Raw genomic sequence first — 21540 nt, forward strand, 5'->3', positions numbered from 1 at the left:
TCCTGATCCACCGGCGCAGAGCCGGGTGCTAGCCGCCAAGGAGTACACCGATGCCGTCAGCTACGACGAGCGAGACGCCGGAGCCGGCCGACGCCCTGGAGTTCCCGGCCACCTACGCCCAGCAGGGACTGTGGTTCTTCTACCGCCTCAACCCGCACAGCGCCTTCTACAACGTGTCGATGGTGCACCGGCTCACCGGTGAACTGGACACCGCCGTCCTCCGGCAGGCCCTGAACGACGTCGTACGGCGTCACGAGGCGCTCCGCACGACCTTCCGCGAGCACGAGGGCGAGCTGCGCCAGGTCGTCGCCGAAGCGGTGGACATCGCGCTGCCCGTGCACGAGGCCGCCGGCTCCCCGGCCGACCGCACGGCCCCGCACGAGGACCCCGCGGTGCGCGAGCAGCTGACCGGGCTCATCCAGGCCCCCTTCGACCTGGAGAACGGCCCGCTGCTGCGCGCCGCCCTGGTGCGCACCGCGCCCGCCGATCACCTGCTCGTCCTGTCGATGCACCACATCGTCGTCGACGGCTGGTCCCTGGGCATCTTCCTGCGGGAGCTCGCCGAGGCCTACCGGGCCCGACGCGCGGGCGGGGCCCCGCAACTGCCGGAACTGGACATCCAGTACGGCGACTACGCGGAATGGCAGGCCGAGCAGCTGCGCGGCCCGGCTCTCGAGGACGGCCTCGCCTACTGGCGTACGCGACTGAGCGGCGATCTGCCCGAGCTGCGGCTCGCCACCGACCGGCCGCGCCCCGAGACCCGTTCGTTCGCCGGCGCCCGCTTCGACTTCGCCTTCGACGAGGAGCTCACCGCGCGGCTCAAGGAGATGTGCCGGGCCCAGGGCGTCACCCTGTACATGGCGCTGTTCGCCGGCGTCTCCACCCTGCTGCACCGCTACACCGGGCAGGACGACTTCGTCCTCGGCACCCCGATGGCCGGGCGCGACGACGCCCAGACCCAGCCGCTCATCGGCTCCTTCGTCAACACCCTGCCGATGCGCGCGGACCTCTCGGGCGATCCGTCCTTCACCCGACTCCTGGGCCGCGTGCGGGAGATGAGCCAGGGCGCGTACGCGCACGACGACATCCCCTTCGAGAAGATCGTGGAGGACGTCGCTCCGCAGCGCGGCATCGGCGCCAACCCGCTGTTCCAGGTCACCTTCGCGCTCCAGAACTACGAGCTCGGCGGATTCGAGCTCGACGGCGTACGCGCGGAGCGCATCGCCGTCGAGGAGGGCACCGCCCGCTTCGACCTGGAGGTGCACTGCTGGGACGACCCGCACCGGCTGCGCGGCTCCTTCGTCTACAGCACCGACCTGTTCGACCGCGTCACCATGGAGCGCATGGCGGCGCACCTCACCAAGGTGTTCGAGGGCGCGCTGGCGGACCCGTCCCGGACCGTCGGCGAGCTGTCCCTCCTCACGGAGGACGACCGCCGGGTCCTGGACGCGGTCGCCGGTGCCGATGCCGGTCCCGGTGCCGGGTTCGACGCCGACGCCACCGTGCCGGGGCTCTTCGCCGCCCAGGCGGCGGCCCGCCCCGAGGCCATTGCGGTACGGGCCCCCGGCGCCGCCCTGTCCTACGCGGAACTCGCCGCGCGCGTCAGCGCCCTCGCGGCCCGGCTGCGCGACACCGGGCTCACCCCGGGCACCCGGACCGGCCTGCACCTCGACGGCCCGGTCGACGAGCTGGTCGGCACCCTCGCGGTCCTGGCGGCGGGCGGCGTGTGCCTGCCCCTGAGCCCGTCCGACGACCCCGCGCTGCTGGGCCGCTCGGCCCGCCGCACGGGGCTCACCCTGTTGCTCACCCGAGGCGCGGCCATCGACTGGGCGGACGGCCTCGCCGCCGTGGACCTGGACGGCATGGACCTTGACGCGGGTCCGGACGCGGCGCGGGCACCCGTACCGCCCGCGGGTTCCGCCCCCGCGCTCCTGCTCGACGTGCCGGGCGGCCCGTACGTCCTCGACCACGCGGGGCTCGCCGACCGGCTGGCCCGGCTGGCCGGACTGGCCGAACTGACCACCGCGGACACCGTCGCGCGGCACGCCGCCTGGGGCCAGGAGCGCGCCGTGTGGGAAGCGCTGCTCCCGGTCTGCCACGGGGCGAGCCTGCTGGCCGGCGACGGGGCCACCGTGGCGATCGCCGCGGACTCCGACCTGGCCGGCCTGGCCGCCGTACAGACGCCGGCCGGCTCCCCCCGGACCCTGCTGTGCCTGGCCTCCGTCCCGTCGCCCGCGCTCCTCCGCCGCTGCCACGACCGCTTCGGCTCCTCGGCGCGCTGGGTGTACGCCACCCCACAGGCCGGCCCGGCCGGCGTCGCCGATGCGGCCCCGGCGGCCACGGCCCTGCTCTTCACACCCCTCCGGCCGCTCCAGGTCCTCGACGCGCACGGAGCCCCCGTCCCGGTCGGCGTCCCCGCGCAGGTACACGGCGCCGGCCCCGGCCTGGCCCGCCCCGTCGCCGGGAACAGCCCGGTGGCCCGCCCCGCCGCCGGCGACTGCGGACGGATCGACGCCGACGGCAAGCTGGAGATACTCGGCCGCCGCCCCGGCACCGCCGTCGTGTCCGGCGTGTCCGTCGACCTCGCCGAGGTGACCGCGGCGATCCTGGCCGAGCCGGAGGTCGCCGAGGCCGCGGTCGTCGAGCGCCCCGCCGCCGCCGGGCACACCGAGCTGGTCGGCTACGCCGTCCGCCGTGGCCAGGTGACCGCGCAGCGCATCGCGCAGGCCGCGCGTGCCGCGCTGCCCGGCGGCGCCGCTCTGGCCGCGATCGTGTTCGTGACGGCCCTGCCGCGTACCCCCGGCGGCGGTGTGGACACCACCGCACTGACGGAACTCCCCGTCCTCGACGAGGAGCTGGCGGGCGCGTGGGAGCAGGCGCTGGCCGAGCGGGGTGCCCCCGCCGTCGTGGTGGTCGCGGAGCGCGAGCCGGCGCCGGCCGACGACGACTTCGTCGATCCGCGGGCCCTCGCCCGCGACACGGCCGCCGAGCCGTCCCAGGCCAGGCACTCGGACGTGCCGGCGATCAGCAGCGGCGGGCCCGCGCTCGACCCCGGCGCGGTGAACCTGGCCGAGGTGCTGCGCCGGGTGGCCGCCGACCCCGCCTCCGGCGACATCGTGTACGTCTCGCCCGACGGGGCGGAGGACCACCAGTCGTACGGCGAGCTGCGCGACGAGGCGTCCCGGGTCCTGGGCGGACTCCGCGCGCGCGGCGCGCGCCCCGGCGACAAGGTGATCCTCCAGCTCGCGGACAACCGCGACTTCGTGACCGGCCTGTGGGCCTGCGTCCTCGGCGGGTTCGTCGCCGTGCCGCTCGCCGTGTCCCCCACGTACGCGGAGGACACGGCCGCCACCAACAAGCTCGCCGGCGCCTGGACGCTGCTCTCGGGTCCGCTGCTGCTCACGGACCGCACGCTCGCGGGCCCGCTGCGCGGTCTTGCCGACCGGCTCGGCTGGGCGGAGCTCCGGCTCGCCGTGCTCGACGAACTGCGGGACGGCCCGCGGGCCGACGACTGGCACGACGCCCAGGGGGACGACCTGGTCCTCCTGCTGCTGACCTCCGGCAGCACGGGTCGCCCCAAGGCGGTCGAGCTGCGTCACCGCAACGTGCTGACCCGCACGGCGGCCGCGCAGCACGTCTACGAACTGACCTGCCAGGACGTCTCGTTCAACTGGATGCCGCTGGACCACGTCGGCGGCATCGTGATGTCCCACATCCGCGACGTCTTCGTCGGCTGCCGGCAGATCCAGGCCCCCACCCAGTGGGTGCTCGCCGATCCGCTGCGCTGGACGGCCAAGATGGCCGAGCACCGGGTGACGACCACCTGGGCCCCGAACTTCGCCTTCGGTCTGATCGCCGAGCGTGCCGAACTGCTCGCCGGGCAGGACTGGGACCTCAGCGCCCTGCGCGTGGTCATCAACGGCGGCGAGGCCATCGTCCCCCGGGTCACCCGGCGCTTCATGGAGGCGCTGGCCCCGCTCGGGCTGCCCGCCACCGCCATGCGTCCCGCCTGGGGCATGTCGGAGACGTCCTCGGGCGAGGTCGACGACCGCTTCGACCCGGCGGCCTCGTCCGACGACGCCCAGTTCGTCCAAGTCGGCGCCCCCTTCCCGGGGTTCACCATGCGGATCGTCGACGCTGACGGCACCGTCGTCCACGAAGGGATGCCCGGCCGGCTCCAGGTCAGGGGACCGGCGGTCACCTCCGGCTACCACCTGAACCCGGAGCAGAACGCGGAGTCGTTCACCGAGGACGGCTGGTTCGAGACCGGCGACCTCGCCGTGCTGTGGGACGGCAGGCTGACGATCACCGGCCGGGCCAAGGACGCCATCATCATCAACGGCCACAACTTCCACTGCCACGAGCTGGAGGAGTGCGTCGAGGAGCTCGACGAGGTCGAACGGTCCTTCACCGCGGCCTGCGCGGTGCGCACCGCCGACAGCTCCACCGACGAACTGGCCCTGTTCTTCTGCCTCAAGGACGGGGCGGCCGACGCCGAGGCCATCGCCCGCATCCGCGCCAAGCTGCTGCGCGAGGCCGGGGTCAACGCCTCCTACCTGGTGCCCGTCACCCGGGACCGCATCCCCAAGACCGAGATCGGCAAGATCCAGCGCAGCCTGCTGCGCAAGGAGTTCGAGGCCGGCGCGTTCGCGGCCGCACTGCGGCGCACCGGAGCCGTGACGGACGACGGAACCGCCCTGCCCAACTGGTTCCACCGCCCCGTGTGGCGGCGTGCCGCGGCCGGCCCCCGGCCCCTCGCGCCGGCCACCGGCCACACCCTGCTCGTCGCCGACGGGCACGGCCTCGCGGACGCCCTGGCCGGCCTGCTCCGTGCCCGGGGCGAGCGCTGCACCGTCCTCCCCGCCGACACCGCCCGCACCACCGACACCGCACACGCCCGGGAGGCGTACGGCGCCGTGGACCGCGTCGTCCACCTCGCCGGCTGCGCCCCGTACCAGGAGCTGCCCGCCGGTACGGAGGAGTTCGCCACGGCCTACCGGCAGGGGCCGCTGGCCGTCGCCGAACTGGCCGGCGCCGTGGCCCGGGCCAACCCCGAAGGCCGCCCGGTGACCCTGGCCGTGGTCGCCACCCACAGCCAGTGGGTGCGCGAGGGCGACCGCGTGATGCCCGAGCGGGGCGCCGCGGCCGGCGTGGTGAAGTCCGCCGGCCAGGAGTACGACTGGCTGCGCGCCACCCACCTCGACGTGGAGCCGCAGCAGCCCGCCGACCTGGCGCACCGGATCCTGGAGCTCCTTGACGCCGCCGGCAACGAGCCCGAGCAGGCGCTGCGCGGCGGCGAGCGCTGGGTGCGCCGTATCGAGCGGCTGCCCGCCGCCCCGTCCGCGGCCGTCGGACTCACCCGGGGCGAACTCGTCGTCGTCAGCGGAGGCCTGGGCGGCCTCGCCGTCGAGACCGCCGCCCACCTGCTCTCCGCATATGGCGTACGGCTGCTGCTGCTCGGCCGTACCGCCCTGCCCTCCGAGGACGGCTGGGACGAGGCGCTCGCCGCCGGCGGGCGGACCGCCGAGCGGATCGCCGCCCTGCGCCGGCTGCGCGCCCTGGGCGAGGTGCACTACGCGGCCGCCGACGTCACCGACGAGGCCGCCGTGCGCGCGGCCCTCCACGACGCCGAGCAGCGCTTCTCGGCGCGGGCGGCCACGGTCCTGCACCTCGCCGGCCACTTCCACGAGGCCCCGGTGACCGAGGCCTCGGAGGCAGACTGGGCGGAGGTCACCCGGGCCAAGGTGCTCGGCGCCGCCGTCCTGCACCGGCTGATGAAGGACCGGCCGGGGGCGCGCTTCCTGTCGTACTCCTCGGTCAACGGCTTCTTCGGCGGCGCCAACGTCTCCGGATACGCCGCCGCCAACGCCTTCCTGGACGCGCTGGCCGTCCACCAGTCCACCGCGCACGGCATGCGCGCCCAGAGCCTGGGCTGGACCATGTGGGACGAGCTGGGCCTCAGCCGCGGATATGCGCTGAAGGCCCTGACCGAGGCCCGCGGATACCGCGTCCTCGCCCCCGGACAGGGCGTCGCCTCCCTCGACGTCGCCCTGCGGCACGGCACCCCGCAGCTGCTGATCGGCCTTGACCACACAGCGCCCTGGGTGGCCGGCCGGCTGCTGACCGCGACCGCGCCCCTGCACCGGCTGGTCGGCTACCGCACCGCCGGGTCCGCCGGGTCCGCCGACGACGCCCGTGGTGCCCTCGGCCTGCCGGACCGCTACGGGACCCGTACGGACTGCGAGTTCGCCACGGTGGCCGAGCTGCCCGTCACCGAGAGCGGAGAGGTCGACCGCCGGCGGCTCGCCGAGGCGGGCGGCGCCGGTGCCGCGACCGCCGCGGCGGACGACCGCCCGCACACCGAGGCAGAGCAGCTCATCGCCGCCATCTGGTGCGATCTGCTCGGCCTGGCGGAGGTCGGCGTCCACGACAACTTCTTCGACATCGGCGGGCACTCGCTGCGCGCGGCCATGCTGCTCAGCCGGCTCCGCGCCGAGCTGGGCGTGGACCTGACCATCGCCTCGCTCTTCGAGAACCCCACCATCGCCGGACTGGCCCGGCAGCTCGACCCGATGACGGCCCAGGACCCGCTGGCCGTGGTGCTGCCGCTGCGCCGCGAGGGCGACGCCGCCCCGCTGTTCTGCCTGCACCCCGGCGGCGGCATCAGCTGGTGCTACTCCGGCCTGCTCGGCGGCCTGCCGGACCGGCACCCGGTCTACGGCATCCAGGCCCGCGGCCTGAACGGCACGGAGCCCCTGCCCACCACCCTTGACGAGATGGTCGACGACTATCTGGCGCAGGTGCGCGAGATCCGGCCGACCGGCCCGTACCACTTCCTCGGCTGGTCCTTCGGCGGTGTCATCGCCCACGCCATGGCGACCCGGCTGACCGCCGAGGGCGAGCGGGTCGGCGTCCTCGCCATGATCGACGCCTGGCCGGCCGACCCGGAGCTCGACCCGGAGTTCGGCGACGACCTGAACGTCGAGAAGGAGATGCTCGGCGCGCTGCTCGCCGACGCCGGGTACGAGGGCCCCGTCGACGAGGAGCTCACCCGCACCCGGGCACTGGAGATCCTGCGCAGCGAGGGCAGCCCGCTCGGCAACCTCACGGAGGAGAGCATCAGCTCGCTCGTCGCCATCGCGGCGAACAACGTCACGCTGCGCGCCGGCGAGCTCCGGCCGTACGACGGCGATCTGCTCCTCTTCCACGCGGACGGGGACGACCGCGACGCGGACGCCGTGACGCGCAGCTGGCAGCGGTTCAGCACCGGCCGGATCGACAACCGCCCGATGCCCTACGGCCACAACAGCATCATCCACCCCAAGCCGCTGGCCGAGATCGGCGCGGCGGTCGGAGAGCGGATGGCGAACGGATGACCCGCCCGGCAGCACCACAGGAGAAGACCATGACCAATCCCTTCGACGACCCGGACGGTACCTACCGCGTGCTCGCCAACGACGAGGGGCAGCACTGCCTCTGGCCGGCGGCGCTGGACGTCCCCCGGGGCTGGCACACCCGGCGGGACGCGGGCACCCGGCAGGAATGCCTCGACTTCGTCACCGAGCACTGGACGGACCTGCGCCCGGCCGGCCTGCTGCACGCGGCGGACGCGGCGGACGCGACGGGCGGCGCCCGGTGAGCGACGCGAGGACGCCCGTCGGCGTCGACCTGCTGAATCCCGACGTCTACGCGGTCGACAACCAGCCCCGGCTGTGGCGGCGGCTGCAGAACGACTGCCCGGTCGGCTGGCACGAACCCACGCCCGGCGTCCCCGGGTTCTGGGTGCTGTCCCGGTACGCGGACATCATGGAGGTGTTCAAGGACACCACCACCTTCAGCTCGGCCCGCGGCAACATCCTGGGCACCCTGCTCGCCGGCGGCGACCCCGCCGGCGGGCAGATGCTGGCCGTCACCGACCCGCCGCACCACCGCGACCTGCGCCGCATCCTCCAGGGCGGCTTCTCGGCACGCTCGATGCGGCGCATCGCCGACAGCGTCCGCGTGGTCGCGCGACGGCTGGTCGCCGAGGCCGTGGCCCGCGGCGGCTGCGACTTCGTGGCGGACATTGCGGCGCGCATCCCGCTGGAGGCGATCTGCGAACTGCTCGCCGTCCCCGTCGAGGACCGCGCGCGCATGCTGGAGCTCACCTCGACGGCGCTCGACGCGGAGAGCACGCCGATGGAGGCCGCCAGGGCGCAGAGCGACATCATGAACTACTACGCGAAGCTGGTGCCCGAACGCCGGGCGGACCCGGGGGACGACGCCGTCAGCATGCTGGCGACCGGGGCGATCGACGGACGGCCGCTGAGCGAGGTCGAGGTCTTCCTCAACTGCTACAACCTCATCATCGGCGGCGACGAGACCACCCGCTTCTCCGGCGCCGGCGGCCTGCTCGCGCTGATCGAGCACCCGGACCAGTGGCGGCTGCTCAAGGAGCGGCCCGACGTCATCGACAGCGCCGTGGAGGAGATCGTCCGCTGGACCTCGCCCGCGCTGCACATCGCGCGCGTCGCGACCGCCGACACCACCGTCCGGGGCGCCCGGATCGCCGCGGGCGACATCGTCACGCTGTGGATCGGCGCGGCCAACCGGGACGAGGAGGTGTTCGAGGACCCGTACGCCTTCGACCTGGCGCGCACGCCCAACAAACACATGGCGTACGGCTTCGGACCCCACTTCTGCCTGGGCGGCGCGCTCGCCCGGATCGAGATGCGGATCCTCTTCGAGGAGATCCGCGACCAGGTGGGCACCGTCCGCCTGGCCGGTGACGTCGCCTACTCGCGGTCCAACTTCCTCACCGGCGTCAGCAGGCTCCCCGTCGCCTTCACCCCGAGCACCCGCTGACGTCCCCGACCAAGGAAAAGGCATGATGCCGAGCACCACCAGGCCCCGACTGCGTCCGGCCCTCGACGCCGTTCCCGGCTACACGCCGGCCCGCGTCCCCGCCGGCGAGGCACCGGTCCACCGGCTGGCCGCCAACGAGAGCCCCTACCCGCCGCTGCCCGGCGTCCTGGAGCGGCTCGCGGCCACCGCGGCCGACGCCCACCGCTACCCCGACTGGGGCTGCCGCGAGCTGACCGCCGAACTCGCCGCACGGCTCGACGTCCCCGCCGCGCACCTCGCGGTGGGCAACGGCTCGGTCGGCCTCACCCAGCAGCTGCTGCAGATCACCACAGGACCGGGCGACGAGGTCCTCTTCGCCTGGCGCTCCTTCGAGGCGTACCCGGTGATGACCCGGCTGGCCGGCGCCGTACCGGTCCAGGTGCCGCTGACCGGCGACGAACGGCACGACCTCGAGGCCATGGCCCGGGCCGTGACCGGGCGGACCCGGCTGGTCATCGTCTGCAACCCCAACAACCCGACCGGCACCGTCGTCGGCCGCGCCGCCCTGGAGACCTTCCTGGACCGGGTGCCGGCGGACGTCCTGGTGGTCCTGGACGAGGCGTACATCGAGTTCGCCGACGACCCGGACCACCCGGACGGCGTGGAGCTCTACCGGGACCGCCCCAACGTCTGCGTCCTGCGCACCTTCTCGAAGGCGCACGGCCTCGCGGGGGTACGGGTCGGGTACGCGGTCGCGCACGAGCCGGTGGCCGCGGCCCTGCGCAAGGCCGCGGTCCCCTTCGGCGTGAGCCAGTTCGCCCAGGACGCGGCGGTCGCCTCACTGCGCGCCGAGTCCGCGATGCGCGAACGCGTCGCCGCGCTGACGGCCGAGCGCACCCGGGTCGTCGCGGAGCTGACGGCCCGGGGCTTGACCGTCGCCGAGACGCGGGCGAACTTCGTGTGGCTCCGGCTCGGCGCCCGTACCGAGGAGTTCGCCGACGCCTGCGCCGCGGCGGGCGTGTCCGTCATGGCGTTCCCGGGCGAGGGCGTACGGGTCACCATCGGGGAGGCCGCCGCCAACGACGCGTTCCTGGGCTGTGCGTCGCGCTTCCGCACCGGGCACGCGGCGGCCGGGCACACCGGTGAGCAGGGGAGCACCGCATGACCGCCACCGTGGCGGAGACCCGGTTCAAGGACGTCATGGCCGGCGTGAGCGGCCCGGTGACCGTCGTGACCGCCTTCGACCAGGGCGTGCCGCACGGCACCACGGTCACCGCGTTCGCCTCCCTCTCCCTCGACCCCCCGATGGTCACCGTCGCGCTGAGCGAGACCTCCACCCTGCTGCCCAGGATCATCCGGTCCGGACGGTTCGGGGTGAACGTGCTCGCCGCCTCCCAGGAGGAGCTGGCCGGCCGCTTCGCCCGGCGTGACGTGGACCGCTTCGCCGGCGCGGACTGGCACGCCGACAACGGGCTGCCGCGGCTCGCCGGCTGCCTCGGCTGGGTCACCTGCGACATCGCGGGGACGGTCCGGGGCGGCGACCACGTCCTGCTGCTCGGTGCGGTGACGGGCGCCCGGCGGAGCTTCCGGGAAGCGCCTCTGATCTACGTCGATCGTGCCTTCGGTACGCTCGGACCCGGCTCCAAGATCATGCCCGCTGTCACGTCAAGGACTATTTCATGAGCGAACGCGTCATCACCCCGCGCAACCGCGGCTTCCTCTTTCTGGACGCGCACCCCGCCGGTTGCACCCGCCTGGTGAACGACATGTGGCGCTCGGCCGCCGCCCGGCCCGCCGAGGACCTCGGCGAGGACGCGCCCGTGGCCCTGGTCATCGGCTCCTCCTCCGGCTACGGCCTGGCCGCCGCGGTCGCCGGGCTCGCCCGCGCGGGCATCCGCGGCATCGGCGTCTCCTTCGAGAAGGCGCCGACCGCGCGCCGGACCGGAACCGCGGGCTGGTACCGCACCGCGGCCACCGCCGAACTGGCCCGGGAGGCCGGGCGCGAGATGTACTTCCTCAACGGCGACGCGTTCTCCGACGACATGAAGGACCAGGTCGCCGACCTGATCGAGAAGCGTTTCGGCCGGCTCGACCACCTGATCTACTCGGTGGCGGCCCCGCGCCGCACCGACCCCGAGACGGGCGTCACCTACGCCTCGGCCCTCAAGCCGATCGGCGGCACGGCCCGTACCAAGACCCTCGTCTTCGACGAGGACGGGCAGCCGGACGTGCGGGAGGTGGCGACCGAGCCCGCCGACGAGGACGAGATCGCGCAGACGGTCGCCGTGATGGGCGGCACCGACTGGGAGCGGTGGGTGTCCCACCTGGCCGGCCGGCGGCTGCTCGCCGACGGTTTCAGCACGGCGGCCCTGTCGTACATCGGCTCTCCGCTGACGGCCGACATCTACCGGCAGGGCACGATCGGCGCCGCCAAGGCCCATCTGGAGCAGACCGCCCGGACGCTCGACGCGCGGCTGCGCGAGCTCTGCGGGGGGCGCGCGGTGACCTCGGTCAACGGCGCCGCCGTCACGCAGTCGTCGACCGCCATTCCGGGCATCGCCCTGTACACGGGCCTGCTGCGGGGCGTCCTCGCGGACGGCATGGTGTCCCCGGTCGACCAGCTGGCGGAGCTGTGGGACCAGCTCACCGGCCGGAGCCCGCTCGTGACGGACGACGAGGGGCGGGTGCGGCTGGACACCTGGGAGCTCACGGGCGACGTGCAGGACGCCGTCGGCGACCGCTGGCGGTCCGCCGGCAACGAGACCATCGCGGACCTCGCCGACCTGGACTGGTTCCGTGACAGCGTCCGCCGGCTGTACGGCTTCAGCGTGCCCGGCGTCGACTACGCCGCCCCGGTCGAGACGGACGTCGCCTGGCCCGCTCTCTGACGACCCGGCCCGGCGCCGCCGCCGTGGGACCGCACCCGGTCCCCACGGCGGCGGCGTTTCGCGTCGGCGTCAGGAGCCGTCGAGCTCCTCCCGTACGGCACGGGCGGCCGCGACCAGGTGCTCCAGGGAGGCGCGGGTCTCCGGCCGGCCGCGGGTCTTCAGGCCGCAGTCGGGGTTGACCCAGAGGCGGTCGGCGGGAAGGGCCTCAAGTCCTGTGCGCAGCAGGTCCGTCGCCTCCGCGACGGAGGGCACGCGCGGTGAGTGGATGTCCCAGACGCCGGGTCCTGCCTCGCGCGGGTAGCCGTGGGCGGCGAGCTCCCGGGCGACCTGCATGTGGGAGCGGGCCGCCTCCAGGCTGATGACATCGGCGTCGAGGTCGTCGATGGCCTGCACGATGTCGCCGAACTCGGCGTAGCACATATGGGTGTGGATCTGGGTATCCGGCCGCACCCCGCTCGTGGTCAGCCGGAACGCCTCGGTCGCCCAGGCCAGATAGGCGCCCTGGTCGGCGGCGCGCAGCGGCAGCGTCTCGCGCAGCGCGGGCTCGTCGACCTGGATCACGGCCGTCCCGGCGGCCTCCAGGTCGGTCACCTCGTCGCGCAGGGCGAGGGCGAGCTGCCGGGCGGTGTCGGCGAGCGGCTGGTCGTCGCGGACGAACGACCAGGCGAGCATGGTGACGGGGCCGGTCAGCATGCCCTTGACCGGCTTGGCGGTGAGGGACTGGGCGTACGTCGTCCAGCGCACGCTCATCGGCGCGGGCCGCGCGATGTCGCCGGCGAGGATCGGCGGGCGGACGTAACGGGTGCCGTACGACTGGACCCAGCCGTGCCGGGTGGCCAGGTAGCCGTTCAGCTGCTCGGCGAAGTACTGGACCATGTCGTTGCGTTCGGGCTCTCCGTGCACGAGGACGTCGAGGCCGGTCTTCTCCTGGAGGGCGATCACCTCCTGGATCTCCGCCCTGATGCGGTCCTCGTAGCCGTCGGCGCCGATCCGTCCGGCGCGCAGATCTGCGCGGGCGGCACGCAGTTCGGCGGTCTGCGGGAAGGAGCCGATGGTCGTGGTCGGCAGCGGCGGCAGGCCGAGACGGGCCCGCTGGGCGGCGGCCCGCTCCGGGTAGGGCAGGGCCCGGCGGGCGTCGGCGTCGGTCACGGCGGCGGTACGGGTCCGGACCGCCGGGTCACGGGTGAGGGGGGAGCCGGCCCGGGAGGCGAGGACGGCGCGGTTGGCGGCGAGTTCGCCCGCGATGGCGCCGGTACCCTTCGACAATCCCCGGGCGAGGGTGGCGAGTTCGGCCGTCTTCTGCCGGGCGAAGGACAGCCAGCGCGCGATCTGCGGGTCGACGTCCTGCTCGGCGGACGCGTCGAGCGGCACATGGAGCAGCGAGCAGGAGGCGGAGACGTCCACCCGGTCGGCGAGGCCGAGCAGGGTGCCGAGGGTGGCGAGGGACTTCTCCAGGTCGTTGACCCAGATGTTGCGCCCGTCGACCACGCCGGCGACCAGGCGCTTGCCCGGCAGGCCGCCGACACGGGCGAGCGCGTCCAGGTTGGCGGCGGCGGGTCCGGTGAAGTCGAGCGCGAGGCCGTCGACCGGGGCCTTGGCGAGGACGGGCAGCGCCTCGCCGAGGCGGTCGAAGTAGGAGGCGACGAGCAGCTTGGGCCGGTCGGCGAGGCCGCCGAGCTCCCGGTAGGCGCGCCGGGCCGCGTCGAGTTCGGCGGGGGTGCGGTCCTGGACGAGCGCCGGTTCGTCGAGCTGGACCCACGGGGCGCCCGCCGCCCGGAGATCGGCGAGCACTTCGGCGTACACGGGAAGCAGCCGGTCGAGGAGCGTCAGCGGGTCGAAGCCGGCCGGGGCGCCCGGTGCGGGCTTGGCGAGCAGCAGATAGGTGACGGGCCCGACGAGGACCGGCCGTGCGGTGAGGCCGAGCGCGAGGGCTTCCTTGAACTCCGCGAGCTGCTTGCGCGCGTCGGCCGTGAAGACGGTGTCCGGGCCGAGTTCCGGCACCAGATAGTGGTAGTTGGTGTCGAACCACTTGGTCATCTCCAGCGGCGCGACGTCCTGGGTGCCGCGTGCCATCGCGAAGTACCCGTCGAGGGCGTCGGCTTCGACGGCGGCACGGTGCCGCTCGGGAACGGCGCCGACCATGACGGTGGTGTCGAGGACATGGTCGTAGAGCGAGAAGTCGCCGGTCGGGACCTCGTGGAGACCGGCTTGGGCGAGCTGCTGCCACACGGTGCGGCGCAGTTCGGCGGCGGTGGCGTGGAGGGCGCCGGCGGTGACGCGGCCCTTCCAGTACCCCTCGATCGCCTTCTTGAGTTCCCGGCCCTGTCCCTGGCGGGGGTAGCCGTACACGGTGGCCCGTGCTGCCGCGGCTGCGGACGTGGTGGTCACGGAGATCTCCTTCGCGAGATGAATCCCTGAGATCCCGGGGACGGGACGAGAGCGCGAAGGGGTGACGGACCGGGCGGGACGGGAACGCGCCGCAACGGCACGGTCGTTCGCCTGATCTGTATCGCCGACCCGCCCTCGAGGTCACCGGGATGTCCGCGCGCGGAATCGTCCGCGTGCGGGCAACGGGCAGGTCTTCGGACTCGCGGGCACGTCTCGTCGTACGAGACTCCTACTGGCCGTCGCTTCCCAGGCCCTTGCGTCGGGCCCAGTGCTGTGTGACGGCGGTCGTTCCCGCTCACCGCTGCGGGGCAGTCCCGGATTCCCACCGGGTTCCCTCTTACGACGCCTCCCGCCTGGCGGACGGGGCGAACCAGCTGCACGCGCCACCTTACGGCAGCGCGGCCGCGTCCGGTGGCCGGTCGGGCGTACGCGTTGGGTGACGAGGGGAATTCGCGAGGTAGTAATTAGGTGAATCCCAGACTGAATTACCGTCAATAAGCGTGACCGGTCTATCTCGATTCGGTAACGAGATTCCCGAAAAGGCCTGGACCTTTCGCCTGCGAGTCCTCAACTCGCCTTGTTTTCAAGTAAGTTGATTGTTCATCAGATCGAGCGCCGAGGTAACGGTCAGATATCTTGGCGCCCATTCCCCTTTGCCCGAATTCTCCACCGCACCCGTCTGGCAGGCTTCCGCGCACCCACTCCTCCGACCAAGGATTTGAGGTGCGCATGACTAGACATCGCAGGAAGCGTGAACACAGACGCAAGAGCAGGGGGCTGATGCTCGCCACCGTCGCCGTGGCGTCGGCGGCGGTGATCGCGGGCGGGGTCGCCTACGCCGGTATCGGGGGCGACACCGGCGCCGGGGTGCCCGCACAGGCGCGGATACCCGCGGCGGCCCCCCTCGCGCCCGCCGCCGTGCCGGCCAGGGACGAGGAGCCGGAGCCCATCGTCGGCAAGCCCGCCAACGACACCCGGCGCGGCATGATCTACGACGGGCTCAAGGCGGCCGCCAAGGGCGACCGTTGCACCGGCGTCTACCGCACCGACGCCGGACTGTGCACCCACGGGCCCGACGCCCCGCCCAAGGGCGTGGACATCAAGGCGAACGTGCCGCCCGCCGTCACCACCAAGACGCCCGCGGCCGCCGCGCGCCCGCAGGACGCGCCCGCCGCCGACGCCGACCGGGCCACGTCCGGTGCCGCCGCGGCCACGAAGCCGGCCGCCGCCCCCTCCGGCGGCCAGACCGTCGCCGCCGGGCCCGCCGGCCAGACCGTCCAGTGCGACGGCGACGGCAGCACCGGCAACCGCGTGCAGGTCGTGTACGTGCACGGCTCCGGCCGGGACCGGTACGGCGAGTACCTCGCCTCGTTCCGCAAGTGGGCGGCCGACGCCGACCTCATCTACTCCACGAGCGCCCGGGAGACCGGCGGCGTACGGCACATCCGCTATGTGACCGCGGCCGACTGCACGCCGACCGTGCTCGACGTCGAGCTTCCGGCGTCCGCGCTCTCGGAGTTCAGCGCGACGAACAACGCGCTCGCCGCCAAGGGCCTGAACCGGCGCGACCGCAAGTACATGATCTTCGCGGACACCAACGTCTACTGCGGCATCGGCACCTTCGCCGGTGACGAACGCCCGAGCCAGAACAACCAGAGCAACTTCGGCCCCTCCTACGGGCGCACCGACTCCGGCTGCTGGGGCGGTCACACCGCGGCGCACGAACTCGGGCACAACCTCGGGGCCGTCAACAACAGCGCGCCCAACACCAGCCGCGGCGCCCACTGCACGGACGAGTACGACGTCATGTGCTACTCGGACACCCCGTACTACCCGCAGATGCGGTACGTGTGCACCAACCAGGCCGCCGAGAACATCCTGGACTGCAACCACGACGACTACTTCCACACCAACCCCAAGGCCGGCAGCTATCTGGCCACGCACTGGAACATCGCCGACAACCAGTTCCTGATGCGCTCCGACGGCGGCGGCACCACCCCCGACCCGAACCCCACCCCGACGCCCACCCGCACCCCGACGCCCACCCCGACCCCCACCCCGACCAGGCCGCCCACCGGCGGGCCGACGGCGACGGTCAGTCAGATCCAGTCCACGGCCGCCGTCGTGAGCTGGCCCCGGGTCGACGGCGCCGCCTGGTACCAGGTCCTGCTCAACGGCAGGCACCTGACCTGGGTCCAGTCGCAGGCGCAGTCGCTGCGCATCTACAACCTCAGGCCCGGCACCGAGTACCAGGTCGCCGTCTCGGTCCGCGACCGCAACGACCGGGACAGCGGGGCCGGACGGACCACCTCCTTCCGTACGGCCGGCGCGGGCGGCGGCACGACCACCCCCGGCACCCGCTACACCCTCGGCAACGAGGGCACCGGCATGGCCGCCGAGGTCTGGGGCGGACGCTCCGCCGACGGCACGGTGCTCGTCGGAGCGCGGGCCAACGGCTACGCCCAGCAGCAGTGGCTGTTCGACGACGCCGGCGGCGGACTCGTCCGGATCCGCTCCGCCGTCTCCGGCAAGTGCCTGCAGTCGGGCGGAGCCCCGGCCGCGGGCATGTGGATCGCCCAGCAGGCGTGCGGCAGCGGCGTCACGCAGAAGTGGAAGCTGTCCGCCGGCCGCGACGGCGCGCTCACCGTGACCGACCCCAGCGGCGGCTACGCCCTGACGGTGAGCAACCGCCCGTACTACGGCAGCTGGCTGCTCGACCTGCAGCGCACCAACGGCGGTGCGACCCAGGCGTGGACGGCCCAGAAGGTCTCCTGACCCAGGCCGTTCCACCCGCGGCGCCGGTGGACGGGCCCCCCATGGCCGTCCACCGGCGCCCTCGCCCCGCATCTCACGATGTACCCACGCACCAGGAGCACCGCAACGATGCGTACACCCCACGCCTTCCGGCCCGGCCCGGGCCTCGGCCTCCTGACCGGAATCCTCGCCCTGGTCCTGGCCCTCGCCGTACCGACCACCGCCCGGGCCCACGGCGACACCGTCAAGGTGGTGGTGACCGGCCAGCGAGACGGTCATGTCACGACCGAGATCACCTGGGAGAACGACGGCGACGCCGTCGACGAGACCGTCGCCGCCACGGTGAACGCCACCAGCCCCGACGGATCCCGCTCCCTGGGCCCGTGGCCGCTGGTCCGCGACCCCGGCACGCGCACCGGCTGGAGCACCGCCGAAGTCCTCGCCCCCGGCACCTGGAAGGTCACCGTCGACGTGGGCTTCCCGTCCCTCGGCCACGCGGAGGCGCAGATCTCGGTCCCGGTGATCGACCCCTCGCCCCCCGCCCCCCGTCCGACCCCGACCCCCACCACGCCCGCGCCGCCCTCCACGACCCCGTCCGCCCCGGCGCCGCCCGCCCCGGCTCCGTCCTCCGCCTCGCCCTCCCCGAGCCCGGCGGGCCACGGAGCCGCCCACGCGGTCGGCTGGACCCTGGCCGGCCTGGCCGCGATCGTGCTCGCCGGCGCCGCGGCCGGCATGCTGATCCGCCGCGCCCGCGTCCGCAGGCGCTGAGGACGGGGGTGTCCACCGAAAGCTAGGGTTTGTTGACGGCGTCAACGATATGCCCCTTGGAGAGGGTGGGGGCATCTGTGTACGGTGGGGGTATGTCAGACACGCCCGCACCCCAGGTCGGATCGCTGGTCACCGGCTCAGAGATCGCCCGACTCGCGGGCGTCACTCGTGCCGCGGTCTCCAACTGGAGACGGCGGTACGACGACTTCCCGGCGCCCGTCGGAGGCGGAGCAGGCAGCCCGCTCTTCTCCCTGGCTGATGTACAGGCATGGCTGGGCAAACAGCGTAAAGGGCAGGACCTCTCAGAGGAGGTCCAGCTGTGGCAGGCACTGCGTGGAGCCTATGGCGACGACATGCTTGCCGCGCTCGCCGACGCGGCTCGACTGCTGGCGGCTCCCACGTCGGACGCGGGAGGCGCCTTGCCGCCAGAGGCCGTCAGGCTGCTCCGCGCTGCGGCGGAAGGAGGGGGAGAAGGCGAGACGGTCACGGCTCTTGCCGATCGCTTCACCGATTCCGTCCGTCGCGCGGGATCGGATCTGGTGACCCCGCCGCGCGTTGTCCGTGCCGTGCGGCACTTCGCTGCGGATGTCACGGCCGATGCGACCGTCTTCGATCCGGCGTGCGGCATCGGTACCTTGCTGATGGCCGTCGGGCCCGCACAGGGACCACGCCGCTGCGGACAGGAGTCCGACGCGCGTAGCGCTCGCTTCGCTCAGTCGCGGGCCGCCCTCGCCGGACTCACCCGAGTCGACATCGCCGAGGGAGACTCCCTCCGTGACGATCAGTGGCCGGATCTCAAGGCGGACCTGGTGGTCTGCGATCCGCCGGTCGCAGACAGCGACTGGGGACGCGAAGAACTGCTTCTCGACTCCCGCTGGGAATTTGGCACGCCGTCCCGCGCGGAAGGTGAACTCGCGTGGTTGCAGCACGCTTACGCGCACACCGCACCGGGCGGCCGCGTTCTCATGGTCATCTCGGCGTCGGTCGCCTATCGCAAGGCGGGCCGCCGTATCCGGGCCGAGCTCGTAAGGCGCGGCGTGCTCACTCAGGTCGTCGCCCTGCCGCCGGGCAGTGCGGCGTCGCACGCGCTACCCGTGCATCTGTGGGAACTGCGCCGGCCGCAGTCGCCCGGTGACGAAGCGCCCGGCGTCCGCATGGTGGACCTGACCCAGAACGAGCCGGACGGCTCACTGGATCCGAGGCCCGAGCAGGCGGTGGACGTACCTCTGATCGAACTGCTCGACGATGCCGTGGACCTCACCCCGGGCCGCCATGTCAGAGAGTCCCATCAGGACTACGCCGCCGCATACGACGACCTGCGGCGGGAGCTGACGCAACAGGTCAGCCGACTGGCTGAGCTGCTGCCCCTCTTGACCGGGGGAGAGGGTGTCGGCGCCCTGGACGGCCCGTCCGTCAGTGTCGCCGACCTCGCGCGCGCCGGACTCGTGGAATTCGGCGATGCCGAGCCGGTCTCCGCCAGCGATCAACTCGACACGGACTTCCTCCGGGGCTTCCTGCGCGGCACCGCGAACACGCGCCGCTCCACCAGCTCCAGCGGCACCTTCCGGTTCGACACGAAAGGCGCCCGCATCCCTCAGATGGACATCGCCGAGCAGCGCCGCTACGGCGCCGCGTTCCGGGCGTTGCAGGAGTTCGAGGAGCGGGCGCGGAGGGTGTCCGAACTGAGCAGGGAAGCTGCCGCGCTGGCGCGTGACGGACTGGGCAGCGGCGCCCTCACCCCCCGGCCCGAGGACGCGCACCCGCACGACTGATTCGGTCGGTCCACACCTCACCGCGGGACGAAGGGGGTGGGCTCCCCAGCCCATGACACTGCCAGCGCCTCTCGCGCCCGGGTGCACGCGACGAACAGCAGGCAGCGCTCCCGCAGCAGATCCGACTCGTGCTGCAGGACATCCACCGCGGCCGGCGTGACCTCACGAGCGAAGGGCAGCGCGCCCGCCGTCACACCCAGGACGGCGACACACCGGAACTCCAGTCCCTTCATGCTGTGCATGGTGGCCAGGCGGACGCCCTCCACCTGTGGCCCGGGGTTGTCCTTGACCCGGGCGACCGGGATGCCGGCCGCGGACAGCTTGTCGTACGCCTTGTCCAGCAGCACGTTGAAACGGGCGCATACACCGATCTCCGAGGGACGGATGCCCTGGGCGATCCAGCCCCTCACACGTTCGACCAGCGCGGCGACCTCGGCATGTTCCGACCCGTGCCCCTCGACGTGCGGTCTGCGTCCGTGCAGGAGCGAGCGATAGCCCGCCAGGGAGTCGCTGCCCTCGCCTGCCAGGTCCTCGACGGCGACCTCGCTCATGACCCCTGTCGACCAGGACAGGATCTCCTCGGTGCTGCGGTAGTTGACACGCAGACGGTGCGCGCGGCCGGTCACCGAGATCCCCAGGGAGCCGAGCGACACCTTCGAGTCGTAGATCCGCTGGTGAGGGTCGCCGGTGAGGAACAGGTCGTCGCTGCCCGGTGCCACGGCGCCGCGCAGTACCCGCCACTGCGCCGGGTGCAGGTCCTGAGCCTCGTCCACGACCACGTGATCGTGCGTGGGGGAGGAGGCGGCGAGCAGTTCGGCGGCACGCGCGCAGATTCCGAGGTGCGTGGTGGCCTTCTGGTCACGCAGCATCGACTCGAACAACTCGACGGCGGGCCACAGTTGTTCCCTCCGTGCGGACGACAGCGCGGTGCCGCGCCCACGGCGTGAGGCCACCCGGTAGGCGTCCCAACCGCGCAGGTTCTGGGCGAGGATCACGTGCCGGTATTCCTGCGCCAGGAACTGCTCGGTCCACGGCAGGCCGAGCCTCTTGACCACGCGCTGCCACACCTGTCGCTCCTCCCGGTCCCCGAGCAGGGAGGGCACCCTGCCGTCGAGGCGGCTCACGATGCCGTGCGCATAGGCGTTGACCGTGGTCACATCGACGCGGGCGAGCAGAGAGGCGTCGCCGTCCAGGAGGACGGACAGGTTCTCCCGCAGGGACGCCGCCAGGGCACCCGTGAAGGTGGTGAGCAGCACGCGGGAATCGGGCGAGCGGGTGAGCAGGTGCTTCACCCGGTGCAGTGCCGCCACCGTCTTGCCGGTCCCCGGACCGCCGGTGACCTGGACCGGACCGCTGTACGACACTCGGTAGGCCACACGGCGCTGCGAGGGGTGCAGGAACACCCGCCACGCCGCGAAGGGCTTCTCCAGGATGTCGGCGAGTTCCTCCGGGCCGGTGACCAGCGTGATGCGGCTCGCCGTGTTGGCGATGGCGATGGCGAGGCTCGCGTCGGGGTCCGGACCGGCGTCGACGGGCTGACGCACCGTGACGACGTCCCGGTACACCTCCTCCGGGCTGAATCCCTCGGCCAGATACTGGAGCACCTCGCACTGGTCCTCCGGCAGCAAGGTCTCGAAGGCCCGCAGCTGCGCTTTGTCCACGATGGTCCGTACGGCCCTGAGCACTTGCTCGTCGATGCCGAGCTCGCGCAGCACGGTGTCGGAGTACCTGGCGAAGAGCAGGGAGTCCGCTGCCGCCGCGGCCTTCTCCAGGGCGGGGGTCAGTTCTTCCAGCGCGACCACGTTGCGGACTTCCAGCGCCCGTGTGGCGGAGTTCGTCGTGTACAGGCGCTTCGCGGCCCAGGAGTAGGCATCGTCGTGCGGGACGACGTTGACGAGCAGGAAGACGTCGCTGCCGTCGTCCGGAGCGAGGACCACACCGCGCCAGAAGTCGTTGATACGGATGGTCCGCATACGCGGGTCGCGCGCGTTCTCCACGGACTCCAAGTGCAGTCCCTTGTCCGCGTGCAGCTCGGGGACGGTGAGCTGCTGGAACTTCTGCATGGCCTTGCGTACGCCGGCCCGCACGGGCTTCTCCAGGACGTCGTAGCTCTCCCAGAAGCTGTTGGCGAACGCGAGCTGCGGCAC

Annotated in this window: 11 protein-coding genes and 1 riboswitch; of the genes, 9 read left to right on the forward strand and 2 right to left on the reverse strand. The window is 73.1% G+C overall.

Going from position 1 to position 21540, the window contains the following annotated elements; genetic code table 11:
- Positions 1–50 precede the first annotated feature (50 nt).
- Genes JAO84_RS28215 through fabV form a run of 6 tightly spaced genes read left to right on the forward strand, consistent with a single transcriptional unit; the run spans position 51 to position 11711 of the window.
- Positions 51–7376, forward strand: a complete 7326-nt coding sequence (locus JAO84_RS28215; RefSeq protein ID WP_370415331.1) for an SDR family NAD(P)-dependent oxidoreductase — start codon at positions 51–53, stop codon at positions 7374–7376.
- A gap of 29 nt (positions 7377–7405) precedes the next feature.
- The gene (locus tag JAO84_RS28220; protein WP_370415332.1) at positions 7406–7639 is read left to right on the forward strand and encodes an MbtH family protein; all 234 of its coding nucleotides are present in this window, start codon (positions 7406–7408) and stop codon (positions 7637–7639) included.
- Positions 7636–8844: a cytochrome P450 gene (locus JAO84_RS28225; RefSeq protein WP_370415333.1), complete on the forward strand. Its 1209-nt coding sequence runs from the start codon at positions 7636–7638 to the stop codon at positions 8842–8844. The genes JAO84_RS28220 and JAO84_RS28225 overlap by 4 nt, the downstream gene beginning before the upstream one ends.
- Positions 8845–8866: 22 nt before the next feature.
- Positions 8867–9988, forward strand: a complete 1122-nt coding sequence (gene hisC / locus JAO84_RS28230; RefSeq protein WP_370415334.1) for a histidinol-phosphate transaminase — start codon at positions 8867–8869, stop codon at positions 9986–9988.
- Complete coding sequence (locus tag JAO84_RS28235; protein ID WP_265865054.1) at positions 9985–10506, forward strand: flavin reductase family protein; 522 nt, start codon at positions 9985–9987, stop codon at positions 10504–10506. The genes hisC and JAO84_RS28235 overlap by 4 nt, the downstream gene beginning before the upstream one ends.
- Positions 10503–11711 (forward strand): enoyl-[acyl-carrier-protein] reductase FabV, encoded by a 1209-nt coding sequence (fabV, locus tag JAO84_RS28240; protein ID WP_370415335.1) that lies wholly within the window; start codon positions 10503–10505, stop codon positions 11709–11711. Before JAO84_RS28235 ends, fabV begins: the two co-directional genes overlap by 4 nt.
- 69 nt (positions 11712–11780) lie before the next feature.
- Here the strand turns inward: fabV and metE are convergent, their stop codons facing one another.
- Positions 11781–14099 (reverse strand): 5-methyltetrahydropteroyltriglutamate--homocysteine S-methyltransferase, encoded by a 2319-nt coding sequence (gene metE, locus JAO84_RS28245; protein WP_370415336.1) that lies wholly within the window; start codon positions 14097–14099, stop codon positions 11781–11783.
- A gap of 188 nt (positions 14100–14287) precedes the next feature.
- Positions 14288–14439: riboswitch (cobalamin riboswitch) on the reverse strand.
- A gap of 440 nt (positions 14440–14879) precedes the next feature.
- Here metE and JAO84_RS28250 point away from each other — a divergent pair.
- The 3 genes from JAO84_RS28250 to JAO84_RS28260 all read left to right on the forward strand — a co-directional run bounded on the left by JAO84_RS28250 (position 14880) and on the right by JAO84_RS28260 (position 19393).
- Positions 14880–16874, forward strand: coding sequence for an RICIN domain-containing protein (locus tag JAO84_RS28250; RefSeq protein WP_370415337.1), 1995 nt, complete (start codon positions 14880–14882; stop codon positions 16872–16874).
- Between the two features lie 108 nt (positions 16875–16982).
- Positions 16983–17621: a hypothetical protein gene (locus tag JAO84_RS28255; RefSeq protein WP_370415338.1), complete on the forward strand. Its 639-nt coding sequence runs from the start codon at positions 16983–16985 to the stop codon at positions 17619–17621.
- A 92-nt stretch (positions 17622–17713) separates the two neighbouring features.
- Complete coding sequence (locus JAO84_RS28260; protein ID WP_370415339.1) at positions 17714–19393, forward strand: N-6 DNA methylase; 1680 nt, start codon at positions 17714–17716, stop codon at positions 19391–19393.
- 17 nt (positions 19394–19410) lie between these two features.
- Here JAO84_RS28260 and JAO84_RS28265 read toward each other — a convergent pair whose 3' ends face one another.
- Positions 19411–21540 (reverse strand): UvrD-helicase domain-containing protein, encoded by a 2130-nt coding sequence (locus tag JAO84_RS28265; protein WP_370415340.1) that lies wholly within the window; start codon positions 21538–21540, stop codon positions 19411–19413.

It is taken from the genome of Streptomyces fradiae (assembly GCF_041270065.1).
Classification (GTDB): Bacteria; Actinomycetota; Actinomycetes; order Streptomycetales; family Streptomycetaceae; genus Streptomyces.